Source organism: Variovorax sp. FW305-3-2-15-B-LB1 (assembly GCF_058787635.1).
The window spans coordinates 1-17501 of the sequence record NZ_JBYSZY010000043.1; the positions used below are offsets into that span (position 1 = coordinate 1).

The 17501-nt window shown below is 67.6% G+C and carries 17 protein-coding genes; 5 read left to right on the forward strand and 12 right to left on the reverse strand.

All coding sequences use genetic code 11. The features are described 5' to 3' along the window. Positions 1 to 234: 234 nt before the first annotated feature. From phnE to AC3WQR_RS22835, 3 genes are read right to left on the reverse strand one after another with little or no spacing between them, the layout of a single operon-like run. A complete protein-coding gene (gene phnE, locus AC3WQR_RS22825) occupies positions 235 to 1233 on the reverse strand; it encodes a phosphonate ABC transporter, permease protein PhnE (RefSeq protein ID WP_492743850.1) in 999 nt (332 codons plus the stop codon). Further along, on the reverse strand, positions 1230 to 2030 hold the full coding sequence (gene phnC / locus AC3WQR_RS22830) for a phosphonate ABC transporter ATP-binding protein (protein ID WP_492743852.1): 801 nt from the start codon (positions 2028 to 2030) through the stop codon (positions 1230 to 1232). Before phnC ends, phnE begins: the two co-directional genes overlap by 4 nt. A gap of 8 nt (positions 2031 to 2038) precedes the next feature. Further along, a complete protein-coding gene (locus AC3WQR_RS22835) occupies positions 2039 to 2974 on the reverse strand; it encodes a phosphate/phosphite/phosphonate ABC transporter substrate-binding protein (protein ID WP_492743854.1) in 936 nt (311 codons plus the stop codon). A 187-nt stretch (positions 2975 to 3161) separates the two neighbouring features. On the opposite strand from AC3WQR_RS22835, the gene AC3WQR_RS22840 reads away from it, so the two are divergent. Beyond that, entirely contained in the window at positions 3162 to 4037 is an 876-nt protein-coding gene (locus AC3WQR_RS22840; protein WP_492743856.1) for an HAD-IIA family hydrolase, read from the forward strand. On the opposite strand, the gene AC3WQR_RS22845 is transcribed toward AC3WQR_RS22840, so the two are convergent. Then, the gene (locus tag AC3WQR_RS22845) at positions 3974 to 4903 is read right to left on the reverse strand and encodes a MurR/RpiR family transcriptional regulator (RefSeq protein WP_223301301.1); all 930 of its coding nucleotides are present in this window, start codon (positions 4901 to 4903) and stop codon (positions 3974 to 3976) included. The genes AC3WQR_RS22840 and AC3WQR_RS22845 overlap by 64 nt on opposite strands. A 134-nt stretch (positions 4904 to 5037) precedes the next feature. Between AC3WQR_RS22845 and AC3WQR_RS22850 the strand changes: the two genes are divergently transcribed. Beyond that, positions 5038 to 5346 (forward strand): hypothetical protein, encoded by a 309-nt coding sequence (locus AC3WQR_RS22850; protein ID WP_492743858.1) that lies wholly within the window; start codon positions 5038 to 5040, stop codon positions 5344 to 5346. Continuing rightward, positions 5343 to 5696 (forward strand): VOC family protein, encoded by a 354-nt coding sequence (locus tag AC3WQR_RS22855; protein ID WP_492743860.1) that lies wholly within the window; start codon positions 5343 to 5345, stop codon positions 5694 to 5696. The genes AC3WQR_RS22850 and AC3WQR_RS22855 overlap by 4 nt, the downstream gene beginning before the upstream one ends. 90 nt (positions 5697 to 5786) lie before the next feature. Here AC3WQR_RS22855 and AC3WQR_RS22860 read toward each other — a convergent pair whose 3' ends face one another. The 8 genes from AC3WQR_RS22860 to urtA all read right to left on the reverse strand — a co-directional run bounded on the left by AC3WQR_RS22860 (position 5787) and on the right by urtA (position 12931). Next, a complete protein-coding gene (locus AC3WQR_RS22860; protein ID WP_056582144.1) occupies positions 5787 to 6137 on the reverse strand; it encodes a hypothetical protein in 351 nt (116 codons plus the stop codon). A 231-nt stretch (positions 6138 to 6368) separates the two neighbouring features. Beyond that, positions 6369 to 6713: a zinc ribbon domain-containing protein gene (locus AC3WQR_RS22865; RefSeq protein ID WP_095947570.1), complete on the reverse strand. Its 345-nt coding sequence runs from the start codon at positions 6711 to 6713 to the stop codon at positions 6369 to 6371. 4 nt (positions 6714 to 6717) lie between these two features. Next, positions 6718 to 7950: a formamidase gene (fmdA, locus tag AC3WQR_RS22870; RefSeq protein WP_492743862.1), complete on the reverse strand. Its 1233-nt coding sequence runs from the start codon at positions 7948 to 7950 to the stop codon at positions 6718 to 6720. Positions 7951 to 7974: 24 nt separating this feature from the next. After that, positions 7975 to 8664 (reverse strand): urea ABC transporter ATP-binding subunit UrtE, encoded by a 690-nt coding sequence (gene urtE, locus AC3WQR_RS22875; RefSeq protein WP_062478384.1) that lies wholly within the window; start codon positions 8662 to 8664, stop codon positions 7975 to 7977. 15 nt (positions 8665 to 8679) lie between these two features. Continuing rightward, the gene (gene urtD, locus AC3WQR_RS22880) at positions 8680 to 9423 is read right to left on the reverse strand and encodes an urea ABC transporter ATP-binding protein UrtD (protein ID WP_095744996.1); all 744 of its coding nucleotides are present in this window, start codon (positions 9421 to 9423) and stop codon (positions 8680 to 8682) included. Between the two features lie 21 nt (positions 9424 to 9444). Further along, entirely contained in the window at positions 9445 to 10641 is a 1197-nt protein-coding gene (gene urtC, locus AC3WQR_RS22885) for an urea ABC transporter permease subunit UrtC (protein WP_492743864.1), read from the reverse strand. Between the two features lie 28 nt (positions 10642 to 10669). Next, positions 10670 to 11584 carry an urea ABC transporter permease subunit UrtB gene (urtB, locus tag AC3WQR_RS22890; RefSeq protein WP_354343384.1) on the reverse strand — a complete coding sequence of 305 codons (915 nt, stop codon included), beginning with the start codon at positions 11582 to 11584 and terminating at the stop codon, positions 10670 to 10672. A 78-nt stretch (positions 11585 to 11662) separates the two neighbouring features. Then, positions 11663 to 12931 carry an urea ABC transporter substrate-binding protein gene (urtA, locus tag AC3WQR_RS22895; RefSeq protein ID WP_492743866.1) on the reverse strand — a complete coding sequence of 423 codons (1269 nt, stop codon included), beginning with the start codon at positions 12929 to 12931 and terminating at the stop codon, positions 11663 to 11665. Between the two features lie 244 nt (positions 12932 to 13175). On the opposite strand from urtA, the gene AC3WQR_RS22900 reads away from it, so the two are divergent. Together AC3WQR_RS22900 and AC3WQR_RS22905 are read left to right on the forward strand one after the other, a co-directional pair. Continuing rightward, entirely contained in the window at positions 13176 to 16571 is a 3396-nt protein-coding gene (locus tag AC3WQR_RS22900; protein ID WP_492743868.1) for a hybrid sensor histidine kinase/response regulator, read from the forward strand. Next, the gene (locus AC3WQR_RS22905; protein WP_062474629.1) at positions 16543 to 17436 is read left to right on the forward strand and encodes a response regulator transcription factor; all 894 of its coding nucleotides are present in this window, start codon (positions 16543 to 16545) and stop codon (positions 17434 to 17436) included. The genes AC3WQR_RS22900 and AC3WQR_RS22905 overlap by 29 nt, the downstream gene beginning before the upstream one ends. Positions 17437 to 17501: the final 65 nt, after the last annotated feature.

Genomic DNA, 17501 nt, shown 5'->3' on the forward strand with positions numbered 1-17501 from the left:
GCCCCCCCCGCCGCCGCACGCGGCAAGGCTCAGGCACAGGAGAAAGCCCGCCGCAGCGAGGCCATACCGGGAAGAACGTGAGGTCATGAAGGTGTCCTTTTCTGGATCGAAGGGGCGTGGGAAGAAAAGCAGGGCGAAGCCGGGCCGTGCAGGCCTCGAAGGGCTTGCACCGGAACGGGAAGAAACGGGGAGAACTCGGGTGCCCGAAGTGGGCGGACGGGTGGGTGTCAGCGCTCAGGCATAGCGGCTGCGCAGCCGGGCTGCGACCCTGTCGAGCACGAGCACCGTGAGGAAGATCGCGATCAGGATCGTTCCGACGTGCGCGTAGTTGTACATGTCGTAGCGGCCCTTCAGCTCCTGGCCGATGCCGCCCGCGCCCACCAGCCCGACCACGGTGGCCATGCGCACGTTGCGGTCGAGGATGTACAGCGTGTAGGCGATGAACTGCGGCATCACCTGCGGCAGCACCGCGAAGCGCATCACCTTCAACTTGTTCGCACCGATGGCTCGCAGCGCCTCCTGTGGCTTGTCGTCGGCGGTCTCGATGTCTTCCGCGTAGAACTTGCCGAGGAAGCCCGCCGAATGCAGTGCGAGCGCGAGCACGCCGGCAATGGGACCGAAGCCGTAGGCGAGCACCAGGAACAGCGCGCTCACCAGCTCGGGCACCGCGCGGAACATGCCGACCACGCCACGCGCCAGCGTGTAGACGGCGCGGTTCGGCGTGTAGTTCTTCGCGCTGCACCAGGCCAGCGGCGCACTCAGCACAATGGCCAGCAGCGTCGCCCAGATGGCGATCTCGAAGGTCTCCAGCATCTTCACCGCCACGTGCCAGAGGTAGCCGAAGGGCTCGACCAGCACTTCGCGCCGGTCGACCACCTCTTCCATCTGCAACGTCTGCGGGTTGAGCTTGGGCTGGCGCGACTCCTCGGTCTCGACATGCGAGAACCACGGCAGCCGCTCGCGGTCGAAGCCCTCGATGCGCGACACCTCGGTGCGCTCCGACACCTGCGGCGGAAAGAGCGACCTGGCGATGGTGCCCAGGCCCGACAGCACCTGCGACTGGTCGCGCAGGCCGACGGCCGCGAGCACGCCCTCGCCCGTGAGCGACAGCATGCGGCCCATTTCGACGCGCTGGCCGGCGAAGAAGCCGACCACCACCACGAGCAGCAGCACGGCGAGGCTGCGGGCGCCGAAGGGGCGCGGCAGCTCCCAGGCGGATGCGGGGCGGCTCATGGCACCAGCTCCAGCGCGCCGGCATGCAGCGGCAACGGCGCTTCGGGCGCGGGCCGCGCGGGCGTCGGCGTACGGCCGTAGACCGCGTCGAACACCTTCGGGTCGAAGGCCGCGGGCGCGCCGTCGAACACCACCGCGCCGTGGCGCAGCGCGACGATGCGGTCGGCGAACTCGCAGGCCAGCTCGATCTGGTGCAGGCTGCACAGCACCGTGGTGCCGCGCTCGCGGGCCTGCGTGCGCAGCAGCGACAGCACGTCGTGGCTGGTCTGCGGGTCGAGGCTGGCCACGGGCTCGTCGGCCAGCACCAGCGGCGGCTCGAGCATGAAGGCGCGCGCGATGCCCACGCGCTGCTGCTGTCCGCCCGAGAGCTCGCTCACGCGGCGCAGCAGGTGCTGCTCCTGCAGACCGACCGATTCGATCAGCGCGCAGGCCTTGGCACGCTGCGCATCGGTGAACAGGCCGAGCAGCGCGCGCCATGTCGGCACCGCGGGCAGCGCGCCGGCCAGCACGTTGTCGGCCACCGTGGAACGCAGCACCAGGTTGAATTGCTGGTGGATCATGCCGATGCGCGGGCGGATGCGGGCCAGCGAGTGGGCAGCGATCTGCACGCCCTCGACCTGCACCGCGCCCTGCGTGGGCTTGACCAGCCCGTTGGCCATGCGCAGCAGCGTCGACTTGCCCGCGCCCGAGGCGCCCAGCACCACGCAGAACTGCCCCGCCGGCACCTGCAGCGACACGCCGTCGAGCGCGCGCGTGCCGTCGGCGTAGTGCATGGCGACCGATTCGAAATTCAGCATGGCGACGCTCAACGCTCGGCGGACTTGGCGAGGATGCGGCCCTTGAGCTCGTCGGTCAGCAGGCCGAGCTTTTCGGCGGCGACGTTGAACTCGGCTTCCGAGAACTTGGTGTCGTAGCCGTCGATCTTGCCGCCGCCGTAGCCGCGGATCATGTCGGGCGTGACGCCGGGGGCCTTGTTCACGGTCTGGAAGGCGTCTTTCAGCTTCGCCTTCAGCGGCTCGGGCAGCTTCGAGTTGAGCGCCAGCGGCGGGTACGGAATGGCCATGCTGCGCGCCACCACCTTCACCGTCTTCGGGTCGACCACGCCCTGCTTCACCGCCTTCTCGTAGGAGTCGAACGAGAGCGAGGCCACGTCGACCTGGTCCTGCACCAGCGCGGCCAGGCTGCTCGCGTGGCTGCCGGTCATGCGGATGGCGCCGAGGTCCTTGGCCGGATCCATGCCGGCGTCGAGCAGCATCGCGACCTGGAAGGTGAAACTCGAGGCCGAGTTGACGTCGCCGAAGGCCACGCGCTTGCCCTTGAGGTCCTTGACCGAGGAGATGGGCGCATTGGCCTTGGCGAACATGCCCGCGTAGTACACCGAGGCGCCCTTCTCCACGCCCACGGCCAGCAGCTGCGCGCAGCCGCGCTTGTTCGCCTGCACGTACGACACGGGGCCGAAGAAGGCGATGTCGGCAAGCTGGTTGCACATGCCCTCGACCACCGCGCCGTACGACTGGCCGACCTTGAGGTCGAAGTTCAGGCCGGTGCTGCGCGTGATGGCGTTGAACACCGGCGCGTAGTCGGCCTTGGTGCCCGACTCGGTGCCGCCGTCGGCCGGGATCAGCAGCACGCGCAGCGGCCGCTCGCGCGAGCCGTCGGCCACCGATTGGGCCTGCGCGGCCAGCGGCAGCGCGGCAGTCAGCGAGAGGGCGGCGGCCGCAAGGGCCAGGAGCTTTTTCATGGTCGGTTCCTTCGTTTGGAAAGCGGTGGGCGTGCGGTTGCAACGCCCCGATGAAGAGAACTTTAGGAGCCGCAGATGACAGGGAAATGAAATAAGCTCATTTCAAAATTCAAATCTCACTGAGCAATATTCAATAGAATCCGCCGCCACGGCCGAGCCCTCACGACGGCCCCACTCCCGGAGATCCATGAGCACGCATCACACGACAACAGGGACCATGAACAGCAGCGGCATCCAGGCGCTGGCGCAGGCCCGCCACCTGCTGGTCGACCTCGACGGCACGCTGGTGCGCCAGCAGGAAGCCATCGACGGCGCGGCCCGCCTGCTGGCGCACTTCCACGACCGCTACGCCATCGTGTCCAACAACTCCACGCACACGGCGCAGGGCCTGTCGGTGCGGCTGCGCAAGCTGGGCCTGCGCGTGCCGCCCGAGCGCATCGTGCTGGCCGGCGAACTCGCGGTGCGCCAGCTGGTGCAGCAGCATCCGCAGGCGCGCGTGCTGCTGGCCGCCAGCCCTGCCCTGCAGCGCTACGCGCGCGCGCAGGGCTGCCGGCTGGTCTCAGCGGAGGCCGAAGCCGACGTCGTGCTGCTCGCGCTGGACATGCACTTCAGCCACGCGCGCCTGTCCGTCATCGCGAACGCGCTGCGGCGCGGTGCCAGGCTGATGGTGACCAATGCCGACGCCACGCACCCGGGCCCGCACGGCCGCGTGGTGCCCGAGACCGGCGCGCTGCTCGCGGCCGTGGTCGCGGCCAGCGGCGTGCAGCCGTGGTGCGTGGTCGGCAAGCCCGCGCCGCTGCTGTTCGAGGAAGGCCTGCGCCGCCTCGGCGCGCACGCCGGGCGCACGGTGGTGGTCGGCGACAACCCGCTGACCGACGGCGAAGGCGCCGCGCGGCTCGGCCTGGCCTGCGTGCTGGTGGGTGAATCGCCGGGGGCCGTGGCGCCCACGGTGGCCGGACTGCTCGTGCCGCCCGTCTCAGAAGCAGTGGAACCCGCGCCTCAGTACCGCTTGAGCGAGAGCACGTCGAAGGTCTGGCGCAGCGTGCGCACCGAGGTGTCGTAGTCCGACAGCGCCAGACAGGCGATCAGCACGTCGATGATCGCCAGCTGCGCGAGCCGGCTCGTCATCGCCTCGGTGCGGAAGTTGGTTTCGCGCGCCATGGTGAACAGCAGCACGTCGGCAAAGGCCTGGATCGGCGACTTGCCGAAGTTGGTGATGCACACCGTGGCCGCGCCCGCCTCCTTCGCGAGGCGCGTGGCCGTCACCGTCTCGTGCGTGCTGCCCGAATGCGAAATGGTCAGCACCGCCGTCTTCGCATTCGTGAGCGAGGCGCTGATGGCCTGCACGTGCGAATCGACCACCACCTTGGCATTGAGGCCGATGCGCAGCATGCGGTAGTGCGCGTCCTCGGCGATGGTGGCCGAGCTGCCGATGCCGTAGATCTCGATGCGCTCGGCCTTGCGAAACAGCTGCACCGCACGCTCCATCGCCTTCGCGTCGAGCATCGACTGCGTGTCGTGCAGCGTCTGCACGTTGCTCTGGAAGATCTTGCGGATCACCGCGTCGGCCTTGTCCTGCGGGTCGAGGTCTTCGTGGATGAACTGCACCGGCCGCACGATCTCCTGTGCCAGCGCGATCTTGATCTGCTGGAAGCCCGTGGCACCCAGGTTCTTGCACAGGCCGACGATGCTGCCCTCGCTCGAGCCGGTGCGCTCCGCCACCTCGCTGACCGACATGTGGACCACCTCGCGCGGGTTCTTCACGATGAAGTCGGCGATGCGCTGGCCCACGGGGCCCAGCGAGGACCAGAGGGTTTCGATGCGCGCCAGCACGGCGGACACCGGAACGTCGGATGCCTCGGCGGCGGGCGCCGCGGCAGCCTTGCCGCCGGTGGACTTGGACGTGCGGGGAGTGCTGTTGCGCTTCATGGGCCGCGAGCTTACCCGCCCTCGATGGCGGTTTCACGCACGCGGCTGGCCAGGCACATGCTGGGTCTTCTATATTCGGCCGCTCCTCATTCGGAATTGGCTGCCTTGTGGTGACACCCGCCCCCTCATCTCTCATGACCACCGCCCTCCCCATCGACCGCCGGCTGCAACTAATCTCCGACACCCAGGTCGAGATCTACTGGTTCGCATCGAACGGATTCCTTCGCGCGGTGCTGGGCACGCACGATGGCCCACAGTGCGCGCCGTCGTTTCGCTACCGGGTGCTTTCCGGCGACAGCATCGAGCTGATCGGCGCCGACGGCATCATCGACACGTGGACCCGCATCCGCATCGAAGGCGACCTGCTCCATGCCGAATCCGGCGGCAAGCCCAAGGCTTTCCGCATCGCACCCGAAACCGCCGAGAAGAGTTCCAAACAATGAAAGTCAAACGACTGGTCGCCAACTTCGCGACGCAGGATGTGGCACGCGCACAGGTCTTCTACGCCGACGTGCTCGGCCTCGATCTGCTGATGGACCACGGCTGGATACGCACCTACGGTTCGCAGGCCGAGATGAGCGTGCAGGTCAGCTTTGCGTCTGAAGGCGGTTCGGGCACGCCGGTGCCTGACCTTTCCATCGAAGTCGACGATGTCGACACCGCGCTTGCGCGCATGCGAGCTGCCGGCTTTGCCATCGAATACGGCCCGGTCGACGAACCCTGGGGTGTGCGCCGTTTCTATGTCCGAGATCCGTTCGGGACGCTCGTCAACGTCCTTGCACACGCCGCCTGACGCGCGACGTCCCAACGAAAAAACGGGCCCAAGGGCCCGTTCGTTCTTCAAGCAGCCGATGCAGGCACCGGCTTGCCGCAGCGACCTGGCTTACAGGCCAGCCTGGCGCGTGAACGACACGCTGGGCTTCTTGTAAGCAGCCGGCACTTCGTCGCGGTAGAACGCGCGGCGGTCGAGGCTGGCGAGCGGGTCGTGGGCCTTGGCGACGGCTTCAGCGCGGATCGTCGAGCGGTCGGCGGTCGAGGTGAAGGTCTGTGCGCCGGCGGTGGCGCCGTCGCTGTACTCGTTGCCGGCGCGGGCGGCGGCCACGGCTTGCGACGCGACTTCCGAACGCGAGAGGGTCGAGTTCACGGTGTGCACGCCGTCATAGGTTTCGGCGTGGGCACCGGCAACAGCCAGGAGCGAGAGCGCAACGGCGGCGAGGGTCTTCGAGGCATTCATTTCAATCTCCTTCAGGTGGTGTGTCGATGGGATGAAGTTTGAGCCTGAAGCGCCCCAAAAAACGGCAGCAAAAGGAATCGCGGCGTTCACGGGATTGAAACAATCGCGCGCCGCCCGCGCATGCGATGCGGCGGATGGAACCCGCCCCTCCAGAGGGAACGCACGAGAAAGTTCTCGCTACCGGCATTCCTTGCATGCGTTGTGCGCATGCAAGAAATGCACGCCGGCCCCTCAGTGCGAGATCATCCAGGGCCGCCGCGACGGGGCCGATTTCGCCCCGTTCGGCGCGGTCTGCGTGGCACTGCGCCGCGACGATCCCGAGCAGCAACCGCAGCCCGAGGGATGCCTCAGCCGCGCATAGTCGCGCGAACTCGCGGGCTCGTGGCGCGCGCGTTCGTTGGTGGCCATCGCGTGGCGCGTGTCGGCGGCCATCAGTGCCAGGCGCGGCGCGGCCGTGAACACGCGCGGCGAGGCGCTGCCGCAGTCGGGGCAGGCAGCGGGCTCGTCGCGCTGGCCCGAAGGCCGCAGCGATTCGAAGCCGCCGCACTGCCCGCAGGCGTAGTCGTAGGTCGGCATGGCTTCAGCGCAGGTCGTGCGACAGCGGCATGTCGATGCTGCCGTCGATGAACTTCACCGGGCCCGAGGCATTCGGGTTGATGTCGAAGTCGAAGATGCCCGTGGGCAGCCACAGCGTGGCGCACGAATTGGGCACGTCGACCACGCCGCTGATGTGGCCCTGCACCGGTGCCGTGCCCAGGATCGAATAGGCCTGCGCGCCCGAGTAGCCGAACTTCTTCAGGTACTCGATGGCGTTCAGGCAGGCCTGGCGGTAGGCCACGTTCACGTCGAGGTAGTGCTGCTTGCCGCTCTCGTCGACCGAGATGCCTTCGAAGATCAGGTAGTCGTTGTACTGCGGCGTGATCGGGCTGGGCTTGAAGATCGGGTTCTTGATGCCGTACTTGGCCATGCCGCCCTTGATGAGCGTGACCTTCATGTGCACCCAGCCGGCCATCTCGATGGCGCCGCAGAAGGTGATCTCGCCGTCGCCCTGGCTGAAGTGCAGGTCGCCCACGCTCAGGCCCGCGCCATCGACGTACACGGGGAAGAACACCTTCGAGCCGCGCGACAGGTCTTTGATGTCGCAGTTGCCGCCGTGTTCGCGTGGCGGCACTGTGCGCGCGCCTTCCGCTGCGGCCTTCGCCCTCGCCTCGCCCGTCATCTTGCCCATGTGGGCGGTGCCGGCAAACGGCGGGTTGGCCAGGCCGGGCACGCGGTCCGGGTCGGTGGCGATGAGTGCCTTCTCCCGCTCGTTCCACATGTCGAGCATCGGCTTGTCGGGCAGGCAGCCGATGAGGCCCGGATGGATCAGGCCCGCGAAGTTCACGCCCGGGATGTGGCGCGAGCTCGTGAACATGCCCTTGAAATCCCAGATCGACTTCTGCGCTTCGGGAAAGTGATCGGTGAGGAACCCGCCGCCGTTCTTCTTCGAGAAGAAGCCGTTGAAGCCCCAGAGACTGTCCTGCTTGGCACCGATGTCCAGCAGGTCGACCACCAGCAGGTCGCCGGGCTCGGCGCCCTTCACGCCCACCGGGCCCGAGAGGTAGTGCACCGTGCTCAGGTCGATGTCGCGCACGTCGTCGGCGCTGTCGTTGTTCTTGATGAAGCCGCCGGTCCAGTCGAAGGTCTCCAGGATGAAGTCGTCGCCCGGGTTGACCCAGCAGGCCATCGGAATGTCCGGGTGCCAGCGGTTGTGGATGTTCTCGTTCTCCGTGGGCGGCGTGGTCAGGTCGACCTTGATCAGCGTGTCCGTCATGTGCAGTGGCTCCTGGGGTTGTGGTTAGACAGAGAGATAGGCTTTGATGTGTTCCACATCGGTCTTGTCGCGCGCGGTCTCGTGCACGAGCCGGCCGCCTTCGATGACGAACAGCCGGTCGGCCACGTCCATCGCGAAGCTCAGCACCTGCTCGGACACGACGATGGTGATGCCGCGCAGTTTGCGGATCTCGTTGAGCGCCTTGGCGATGTCCTTGATGATCGAAGGCTGGATGCCCTCGGTGGGCTCGTCCAGCAGCAGCACCTTGGGGTCGGTGACGAGCGCGCGCGCAATGGCGAGCTGCTGCTGCTGGCCGCCAGAGAGATTGCCGCCCTTGCGGCTTTTCATGTCCCACAGCACGGGGAAGAGCGCGTAGATTTCTTCGGGGATGCGGCGGGTCTTCGAGTTCTCCAGGCCGGTCTGGATGTTCTCTTCCACCGTCAGCGTCGGGAAGATCATCCGCCCTTGCGGCACGTAGGCGATGCCCTTGGCCACGCGCCTGAAGCTCTCATCGCGCGACACGTCCTGCCCCGCCACCTCGATGCGCCCGCTCTTGATCGGCAGCACGCCCATGAGGCTCTTGAACAGCGTGGTCTTGCCCATGCCGTTGCGGCCCATGATGGCGATGGTTTCGTTGGCATGGCCCACGAACGAGATGCCGTGCAGCGCCTCGCTCTGGCCGTAGGCGGTGTGCAGGTCGTCGACCTTCAGCATGATGGTGCTCATGGTTCAGTGGCCCAGATAAACGTCGATGACCTTCGGGTCGGCCTGCACCTTCTCCATCGGCCCTTCGGCCAGGATCTTTCCCTGGTGCATCACGGTGACCTTGTGCGCGATCTGCTTGACGAAAGCCATGTCGTGTTCGATGACGATCACGGCGCGGTTGCGGCAGATGCGCTGCAGCAGGTCGGCCGTGAGCTCGCGCTCGCGCGCACTCATGCCGGCAATGGGCTCGTCGAGCATCAGGAGCTCGGGCTCCTGCATCAACAGCATGCCGATCTCCAGCCACTGCTTCTGGCCGTGGCTCAGGAGGCCGGCTTCTGTGCCGAGCTTGTCGGCCAGGCCGATCTCCGTGGCAATCGCCTGCACCTTGCCCTTGACCTCGTCGTCGCACTGGAAGGCCAGCGCACCGAACACCGAGCGGCCCTTCGGAAAGGACACCTCCAGGTTCTGGAACACGCTGAGGTTCTCGTAGATCGACGGCGTCTGGAACTTGCGCCCGATGCCCAGCCGCACGCGCTTGTGCTCGGCCATCTTGGTGAGTTCGGTGTTCTTGAACTTGATGCTGCCGGCGCTGGCGCGCGTCTTGCCGCAGATCAAATCGAGCAGCGTGGTCTTGCCGGCGCCGTTGGGGCCGATGATCACGCGCAGCTCGTTGCGGTCGATGTACAGCGTCAGGTCGTCGATGGCCTTGAAGCCGTCGAAGGAGACGCTGAGGTCTTCCACGGCGAGGGCGAAGTCGGTGTTGCTCATGGGGTGGGACTCCGGGTTCGGTCAGGCGCGCTGGCGGCCGATGCCTTCGGGCAGCACGGCCTCGGCCTGCGGCGCAGCGACGGGTGAAGGGGCCGACACGGCGGCGGGCGGCGGCTTCGTCGCGGCGTCGCGCAGGGCCTGGCGGCGCGAGGCCCACCACGGCTTGATCGTGTCTTCCCACAGGCCCGCCAGGCCCATCGGGAAGGCCATGGTCACGCCGATGAAGAGCGCGGCCATCAGGAACAGCCACAGGTCGGGAAAGCTCTCGGAGAACAGCGTCTTGCCCGCGTTCACCAACAGCGCGCCGTACACCGCGCCCACCAGGCTCATGCGGCCACCGACGGCGCAGAAGATCACCATCTCGATCGAGGGCACGATGCCCACGAAGCTGGGCGACATGAAGCCCACCTGCAGCGCGAACATCGCGCCGCCGATGCCCGAGAGCCCGGCCGCCAGGCAGAAGGTGAAGACCTTGAAGTTCGACACGTCGTAGCCCGAGAAGCGCACGCGGTCTTCCTTGTCGCGCATGGCGAGCAGCAGCGTGCCCAGTTTGCTGGTCTGCACCCAGCGGCACAGCACGATGCTGGCCACCAGCAGGCCCACGCAGACGTAGTACAGGATGTACTTGGCGCTGTCGGTGCGGGTGTCCCAGCCCAGCAGCGTCTTCAGGTCGGTCATGCCGTTCACGCCGCCCGTGTAGCCCTGCTGGCCGATGATGAGCACGGTGCAGATCAGCGCCACCGCCTGCGTGATGATCGCGAAGTACACGCCGCCCACGCGGCGCTTGAACATCGCGAAGCTGACGAGCCAGGCCAGCGCCATCGGCGCGAGCACCACGAGAGCGAGGCTCAGCGGCAGGCTCTTGAACGGCAGCCACAGCGCGGGCAGCTCGGTGATCTGGTTCCAGTCCATGAAGTCCGGGATGCCGGGCGTCGACTGGATCTTGGTCGTGATGGGGTCGGAGGCTTCGAGCTTGAGGAACATCGCCATCGCGTAGCCGCCGATGCCGAAGAACACGCCCTGCCCCAAGCTCAGCACGCCGCCGTAGCCCCACACCATGACGAGGCCCACGGCCACGAAGGCGTAGCTGAGGTACTTGCCCACGAGGTTGAGGCGGAAGATGTCGAGCGACAGCGGCAGCACCACCGCGAGCAGCAGCACCAGCAGCAGGAGGCTGCCGAGCTGGTAGCGCCGGATCGAGGCCTTGAGGAAATTCATCGAGAGGTTCTCCGGGAAGGAATCGGGTTCAGCGGCGGACCTTGACTGCGAACAGTCCCTGCGGTCGCATCATCAGGATCAGCACGATCAGCGACAGCGTCAGCACCTTGGCCATCGAGCCGGTCATGAAGAACTCCGAGATCGACTGCGTCTGTGCAATGCCGAAGGCCGAGACCACGGTGCCCAGCAAGCTGGCCGCACCGCCGAAGGTGACGACCAGGAAGGCGTCGACGATGTACAGCGAACCCGAGGTCGGCCCGGTCGAGCCGATGGTGGTGAAGGCCGCGCCCGCCACGCCGGCGATGCCGCAGCCGATGGCGAAGGTGAGGCGGTCGGTCTTCTTGGTGTCGATGCCGGTGGCATTGGCCATGGTGCGGTTGGCCACGGTGGCGCGCACCCGCAGGCCCCAGCGGCTCTTGTGCAAGGCGATGAGCACGCCGCCCGTGACCAGCGCCGTGAGCGCCAGCACAAAGAGGCCGTTGATCGGAATGTCGAGACCCTCGTGCGGCGTCCACGAGCCCATGAGCCACTCGGGCAGCGTGGGGCTCACTTCCTTCGGGCCGATGAAGGTGCGAAAGATCTGCTGCAGGCCCAGGCTCACGCCCCAGGTGGCGAGCAGCGTGTCGAGCGGCCGCTTGTACAGGTGGCGGATCAGCGCCCACTCCACGAGCCAGCCCGCGATGAAGGCGAACACGAAGGCCAGCCCGATCGCGATCGGAAAGTAGTACGGCATGAGCGAGGGCGCCATGCGCTCGGTCACCTGCGCGGCCAGGAAGATCGAATAGGCGCCGATGGTCATGAACTCGCCATGCGCCATGTTGATCACGCCCATCTGCCCGAAGATGATCGCGAGCCCGAGGCCCATGAGCAGCAGCACCGCGAAGAGGCTCAGCCCCGCGAAGCCCTGCATCAGGCCGATGTTCATCATGTCCGACAGCGTCATGGCGGAAGTTCCGGAGTGTGGGTATTGGCGCCCTCTCCCGTACGCGGGAGAGGGTTGGGGTGAAGGCCGGCGGCCGGCTTACTGGTAGCCCTTGGGGAACGGATCTGGCTTGATCAGTTCGCCCGACTCCGCAACGACCTTGAAGCTGCCGTCGAGCTGCCCCTGCCCGATGCGCGCCTTGCTCCACAGATGGTGGTTGGCGTCGAGCTTCACGTAGCCCTCCGGCGCGGTCTTCAGCTCGATGCCCGGCGACGCCGCCACCACCTTGTCGATGTCGAAGCTGCCCGCCTTCTCCACCGCCGCCTTCCACAGCCACGGGCCGAGGTAGCCCGCCTGCGTCACGTCGCCGATCACCGCGTCCTTGCCGTACTTGGCCTTGAAGGCGGCCACGAACTTCTTGTTGTTCTCGTTGTCCAGCGTCTGGAAGTACTTCATCGACGAGTAGAAGCCCGCGAAGTTCTCGCCGCCCACGCCGGTCATTTCGTCTTCGGTGACGGCCAGCGTCAGCAGGAACTGCTTGTCGCCCGTGATGCCCGCGGCCTTGAGCTGCTTGTAGAAGGCCACGTTCGAGCCGCCCACCACGGCCGCGAAGATGCAGTCGGGCTTGGCGACCTTGATCTTGTTGATCAGCGAGTTGAAGTTGGTGTGGCCCAGCGGGTAGTACTCCTCGCCCTTGACCGAACCCTTCTGGAAGTTCTCGATGTGCTTGCGCGCGATCTTCATCGAGGTGCGCGGCCAGATGTAGTCGGAGCCCACCAGGAAGAAGGTCTTGGCCTTCTTCTCCTTCGCGCCCCAGTCCAGGCCCCAGATGATCTGCTGCGTGGCCTCCTGCCCCGTGTAGATCACGTTCTTGCTCTGCTCCAGGCCTTCGTAGAAGGTCGGGTAGTACAGCAGGCCGTTCTCTTTCTCGAACACCGGCAGCACGGCCTTGCGCGAGGCGCTGGTCCAGCAGCCGAACACGGCGGCAACCTTGTCGTTGACCAGCAGCTTCTTCGACTTCTCGGCGAAGGTCGGCCAGTCGGAGGCGCCGTCTTCCTTGATGACCTTGATCTTGCGGCCCAGGATGCCGCCCATCGCGTTGATCTGGTCGATGGCCAGTTGCTCGGCCTGGATGGAGCCGGTCTCCGAGATGGCCATGGTGCCGGTGGACGAATGCAGCTGGCCCACCGTGACTTCGGTGTCGGTCACCGCGAGCTTGGTGGTGTTGACCTTGGCCGTGGGGAACTGACCCTGGCCGAAGCTCAGGCCGCTCAGGCCCATCACGGGCAGCGCGGCGGCGCCCTGCAGCAGGCGGCGGCGGCGCAGTGCCATGGCATCGAGGGAAGAAGAATCGGAATCACGCGACATCAGGAACTCCAGGCAGGTTGAAAGAAGAGTGAGCCGCGCACCATCGCAGTGCATCGGACGGTGCTGCGAGCACCATGGCTGGTACTTTAGAAATCACTTGCGTACTCGCGAATACGTCATTCAACGTAGCGATGCGCCCCTGCCCGGGCCGCAGACTCGCGAGCAGACAAGGCACGGGACAGCAGGGAGCGCTTCTTGCTGTACCTGCCGCATGCCACCGTTGCCGCCGCCGCGAGAACCCGCCATGACATCCGTCTCCGGACAGAAGATCTTTCGCATCCGCCGCGACTACAACGCCTGGGTCGCGAACGAAACGCTGGAGGACTACGCGCTGCGCTACACGCCGCGCAGCTTTCGCAAGTGGTCGGAATTCCGTGTGGCCAACGCGGCCTTCGGCGCCACCTCGTTCCTGGCGCTGGAGGCCATCGGCGGCGCCATCGCGCTGAGCTACGGCTTCTCGAACGCGCTGTGGGCGATCCTGGTGGTGGGGCTCATCACCTTTCTCACGGGCCTGCCCATCTCGTACTACGCGGCGCGCCACGGCGTGGACATGGACCTGCTCACGCGCGGCGCGGGCTTCGGCTACCTGGGTTCCACGCTCACCTCGCTGATCTACGCGAGCTTCACCTTCATCTTCTTCGCGCTCGAAGCGGCCATCCTCGCGCTGGCGCTGCAGATGTACCTGGACTGGCCGCTGTGGCTGCTGTACCTGGTGTCGTCCATCGTGATCATTCCGCTGGTGGCGCGCGGCATCACGCTGATCTCGGGGCTGCAGCTGTGGACGCAGCCGATCTGGATCGTGCTGTTCGTCTGCCCCTTCATCGCGGTGATGGTGAAGAAGCCCGAGCTGTATGCCGACTTCACCGGCCTCGTGGGCCGCACCTCCGACAGCAGCGGCTTCGATCCGCTGATGTTCGGCGCGGCGGCCACGGTGGCGTTCTCGCTCGTGGTGCAGATCGGCGAGCAGGTCGACTACCTGCGCTTTTTGCCCGAGAAGACCGCCGCCAACCGCGGGCGCTGGTGGACCGCGGTGCTGGTCGCCGGGCCGGGCTGGATCGTGCCGGGCATGCTGAAGATGATGGGCGGCGCATTCCTCGCCTTCCTGGCGCTGCAGCACGAGATACCGGCCAACCACGCGATCGAGCCGACGCAGATGTACCTCACGGGCTTCTCGTACGTGCTGCGCGATCCGGCGTGGGTGCTGGGCATCACGGTGCTGTTCGTGGTCGTGTCGCAGATGAAGATCAACCTGACCAACGCCTATGCGGGCTCGCTCGCGTGGTCGAACTTCTTCGCGCGGCTCACGCACAGCCACCCGGGGCGCGTGGTGTGGCTGGTGTTCAACGTGGCCATCGCGATCCTGCTGATGGCGCTGGGCGTGTTCGCCGCGCTGGAACACGTGCTGGGCTTCTACAGCAACATCGCCATCGCCTGGGTGGGCGCGCTGGTGGCCGACCTGGTCATCAACAAACCGCTGGGCTGGAGCCCGAAGACCATCGAGTTCAAGCGCGCGCACCTGTACGACATCAACCCCGTGGGCCTGGTCGCGATGCTGGTGGCGGCAGCGCTGGCGATGCTGGCCTACTCGGGCGCGCTCGGCCAGTGGGCGCGGGCCTTCTCGCCCTTCATCGCGCTGGCCACGGCCATGGCGGTGTCGCCGCTGCTGGCGTGGCGGACGCGCGGGCGCTACTACCTCGCGCGCACCGACATCGACCGCTGGACGCCGGGCCAGAGCGTGAAGTGCTCGGTGTGCGACAACAGCTTCGAGTCGGAAGACATGGCGCATTGCCCGGCCTACAGCGCGCCGATCTGCTCGCTGTGCTGCACGCTCGAATCGCGCTGCCACGACCGCTGCAAGACCGACTCGCGCGCCGCCGAGCAGATGAGCGGCTGGCTGCAGGCGCTGCTGCCGCCGGCGCTGTCGGCACGGCTCAACTTTCGCGTCGCGCACTACCTGCTGGTCGCCACCTCGCTCATCGCGCTCTTGGCCACGGTGGTGGGCGTGGTCTACGCGCAGGAGGCCATCGCCGGCACCATCGATTCGGCGATGGCGACGGCCTTTCTCAAAGTGTTCGCGCTGCTCTCGGTGGTGGCGGCCGTGGCCGCGTGGTGGGTGGTGCTGGGCAGCGAGAGCCGGCAGATGGCGCAGGAGGAATCGAACCGCCACAACAACCTGCTGGCCCTGGAGATCGAGGCGCACCGCCGCACCGATGCCGCGCTGCAGACCGCCAAGGAAGCCGCCGAAGCCGCCAACCAGGCCAAGACCCGCTACGTGGCCGGCATGACGCACGAGCTGCGCACGCCGCTCAACAGCATCCTGGGCTACTCGCAGATCCTGCTCAAGGGCGGCGACGCGGCCCTGCCGCCGCGCGAGGCGGTGCAGACCATCCACCGCAGCGGCGAGCACATGCTGGGCCTCATCGACGGCCTGCTCGACCTCGCGCGCATCGAGGCCGGGCGGCTGCAGCTGGAGCCCTCGCCACTGGCGCTGCCGGCCTTTCTCGACCAGGTGGTGCAGATGGTGCGGCCGCAGGCCGAGGCCAAGGGCCTGGCGTTCGTCTACACACATGCGGGCCGGCTGCCGCCGTGGGTGCATGCCGACGTGAAGTGGCTGCGGCAGATTCTCATCAACCTGCTGACCAACGCCGTGCGCTTCACCGACAGCGGCACCGTCACGCTGCATGTGGACGCGCGGCGCGAGGTGCTGCGCTTCGACGTGGTCGACACCGGCATCGGCGTGGCGCCGCAAGACCGCCAGCGCATCTTTTTGCCCTTCGAGCGCGGCGCCGCAGGCCGCCGGCGCGGCGAGCCGGGCACGGGGCTGGGTCTCACGATCACCGGGCTGCTCACCTCGCTCATGGGCGGCGAGCTGAAGCTGGCGTCGACCTCCTCGGCGGGCAGCACCTTCAGCGTGCGCGTGTACCTGCGTGAGGTGGCTGACCCCGGCCCGCAGGCGGGCTCACGCGAACCGGTGTCGGGCTACCTGGGCGAGCGCCGCACGCTGCTGGTGGTGGACGACCAGCCGGTGCAGCGCCAGATGCTCGCCGGCATGCTCGCGCCGCTGGGCTTCACGGTGCGCGAGGCCGCCAGCGGCACCGAGTGCCTCGACAGCCTGCGCGAAGAGCTGCCCTCGGCCATCCTGCTGGACCTGACGATGGACGACATGGACGGCTGGCAGACCGCGCGCTCGGTGCGGGCCTCGGGCTTCGCCGAACTGCCGATCATCATCGTCTCGGCGAACATGTTCGAGAACCAGGCCGACCGGTTGCGCGCCGCGGGCTGCCAGGCCTTCGTGGGCAAGCCGGTGATCGAGTCGGAACTCATCGCCACGCTGGAGCGGCACCTGGGCCTCGAATGGCTGGCGACCGGCGACGCAATGCCGCCGCCCGCCGACCCCGACCTGGCGCCGCCGCGCCCGCCCCTGCTCGCGCTCAACGAAGACGACCGCGCCGACCTCATGCGCCTGGTGCAGATGGGCCATGTGCGCGGCCTGCACACCGCGCTCGACCGGCTGGCCGCGGCCTCGCCCGCCGCGGCCGCCACCTGCACCTGGCTGCGCGGCATGGTCGCGCGCTTCGAACTCGACAACCTCCGCAACGCACTGGCAGAAGATGCAGACACTCCCCTCGCCCGGTCATGAATCCGAACGCCCCGTCGTGCTGGTGGTGGACGACGCCCCCAGCAGCCTGGGCATGCTGTGCGACACGCTCGAGGCCAGCGGCTACACCGTGCTGGTGGCGGCCGACGGCGAGGCCGCGCTGCAACGGCTCGAGCTGGTGGTGCCCGACGCGATCCTGCTCGACGGCCTCATGCCCGGCCTCTCGGGCTTCGAGACCTGCCGGCGCATCAAGGCCAACGCGGCGCTGGCGCACATTCCGGTGCTGTTCATGACGGGCCTGTCGGAAACCGCGCACGTGGTCGAGGGCTTCGAGTGCGGCGGCGTCGACTACGTGGTGAAGCCGATCCGCGCGCAGGAGGTGCTGGCGCGGCTGCACACCCACACGCGCAATGCCCGCATCACGCGCATGGCGCGCGACGCGGTCGACGTGGCGGGCATGGGCGTGGTGTTCGTCGATACGCGCGGGCGCATCGCCTGGCGCTCGCCGCAGGCCGCGCTGTGGTTGCATGCACTCGAAGACCCGGTGGCGCCGGGGCGCCTGCCCGCGTCGGTGGAGCCTGCGCTGGCGCCGGGCGCGTCGATCGCCATCGGCACCGCCACGGGCATGCGCCTGTCGGTGCGCAACCTGGGCGCGGCGGCGCTCGGCGAGACCATGCTGCTGTTCGCCATCCAGCGTGAAGGCCCGGCCGCGCGCCTGGCCGACGCGGCCCTCACGCCGCGCGAGACCGAGGTGCTGTCCTGGCTCGCCAAGGGCAAGACCAACCGCGACATCGGCGAGATCCTGGGCACCAGCCCGCGCACGGTGAACAAGCACCTGGAGCACATCTTCGAGAAGCTGGGCGTGGAGACCCGCGCGGCGGCTGCGGCACTGGCGAGCGGCATGTAAACCCCCACGGGGTAACCGCCCCCGCGGCGCTGGGCTATCGCCCCAAAGGCGCCGGTTGCGCTCAG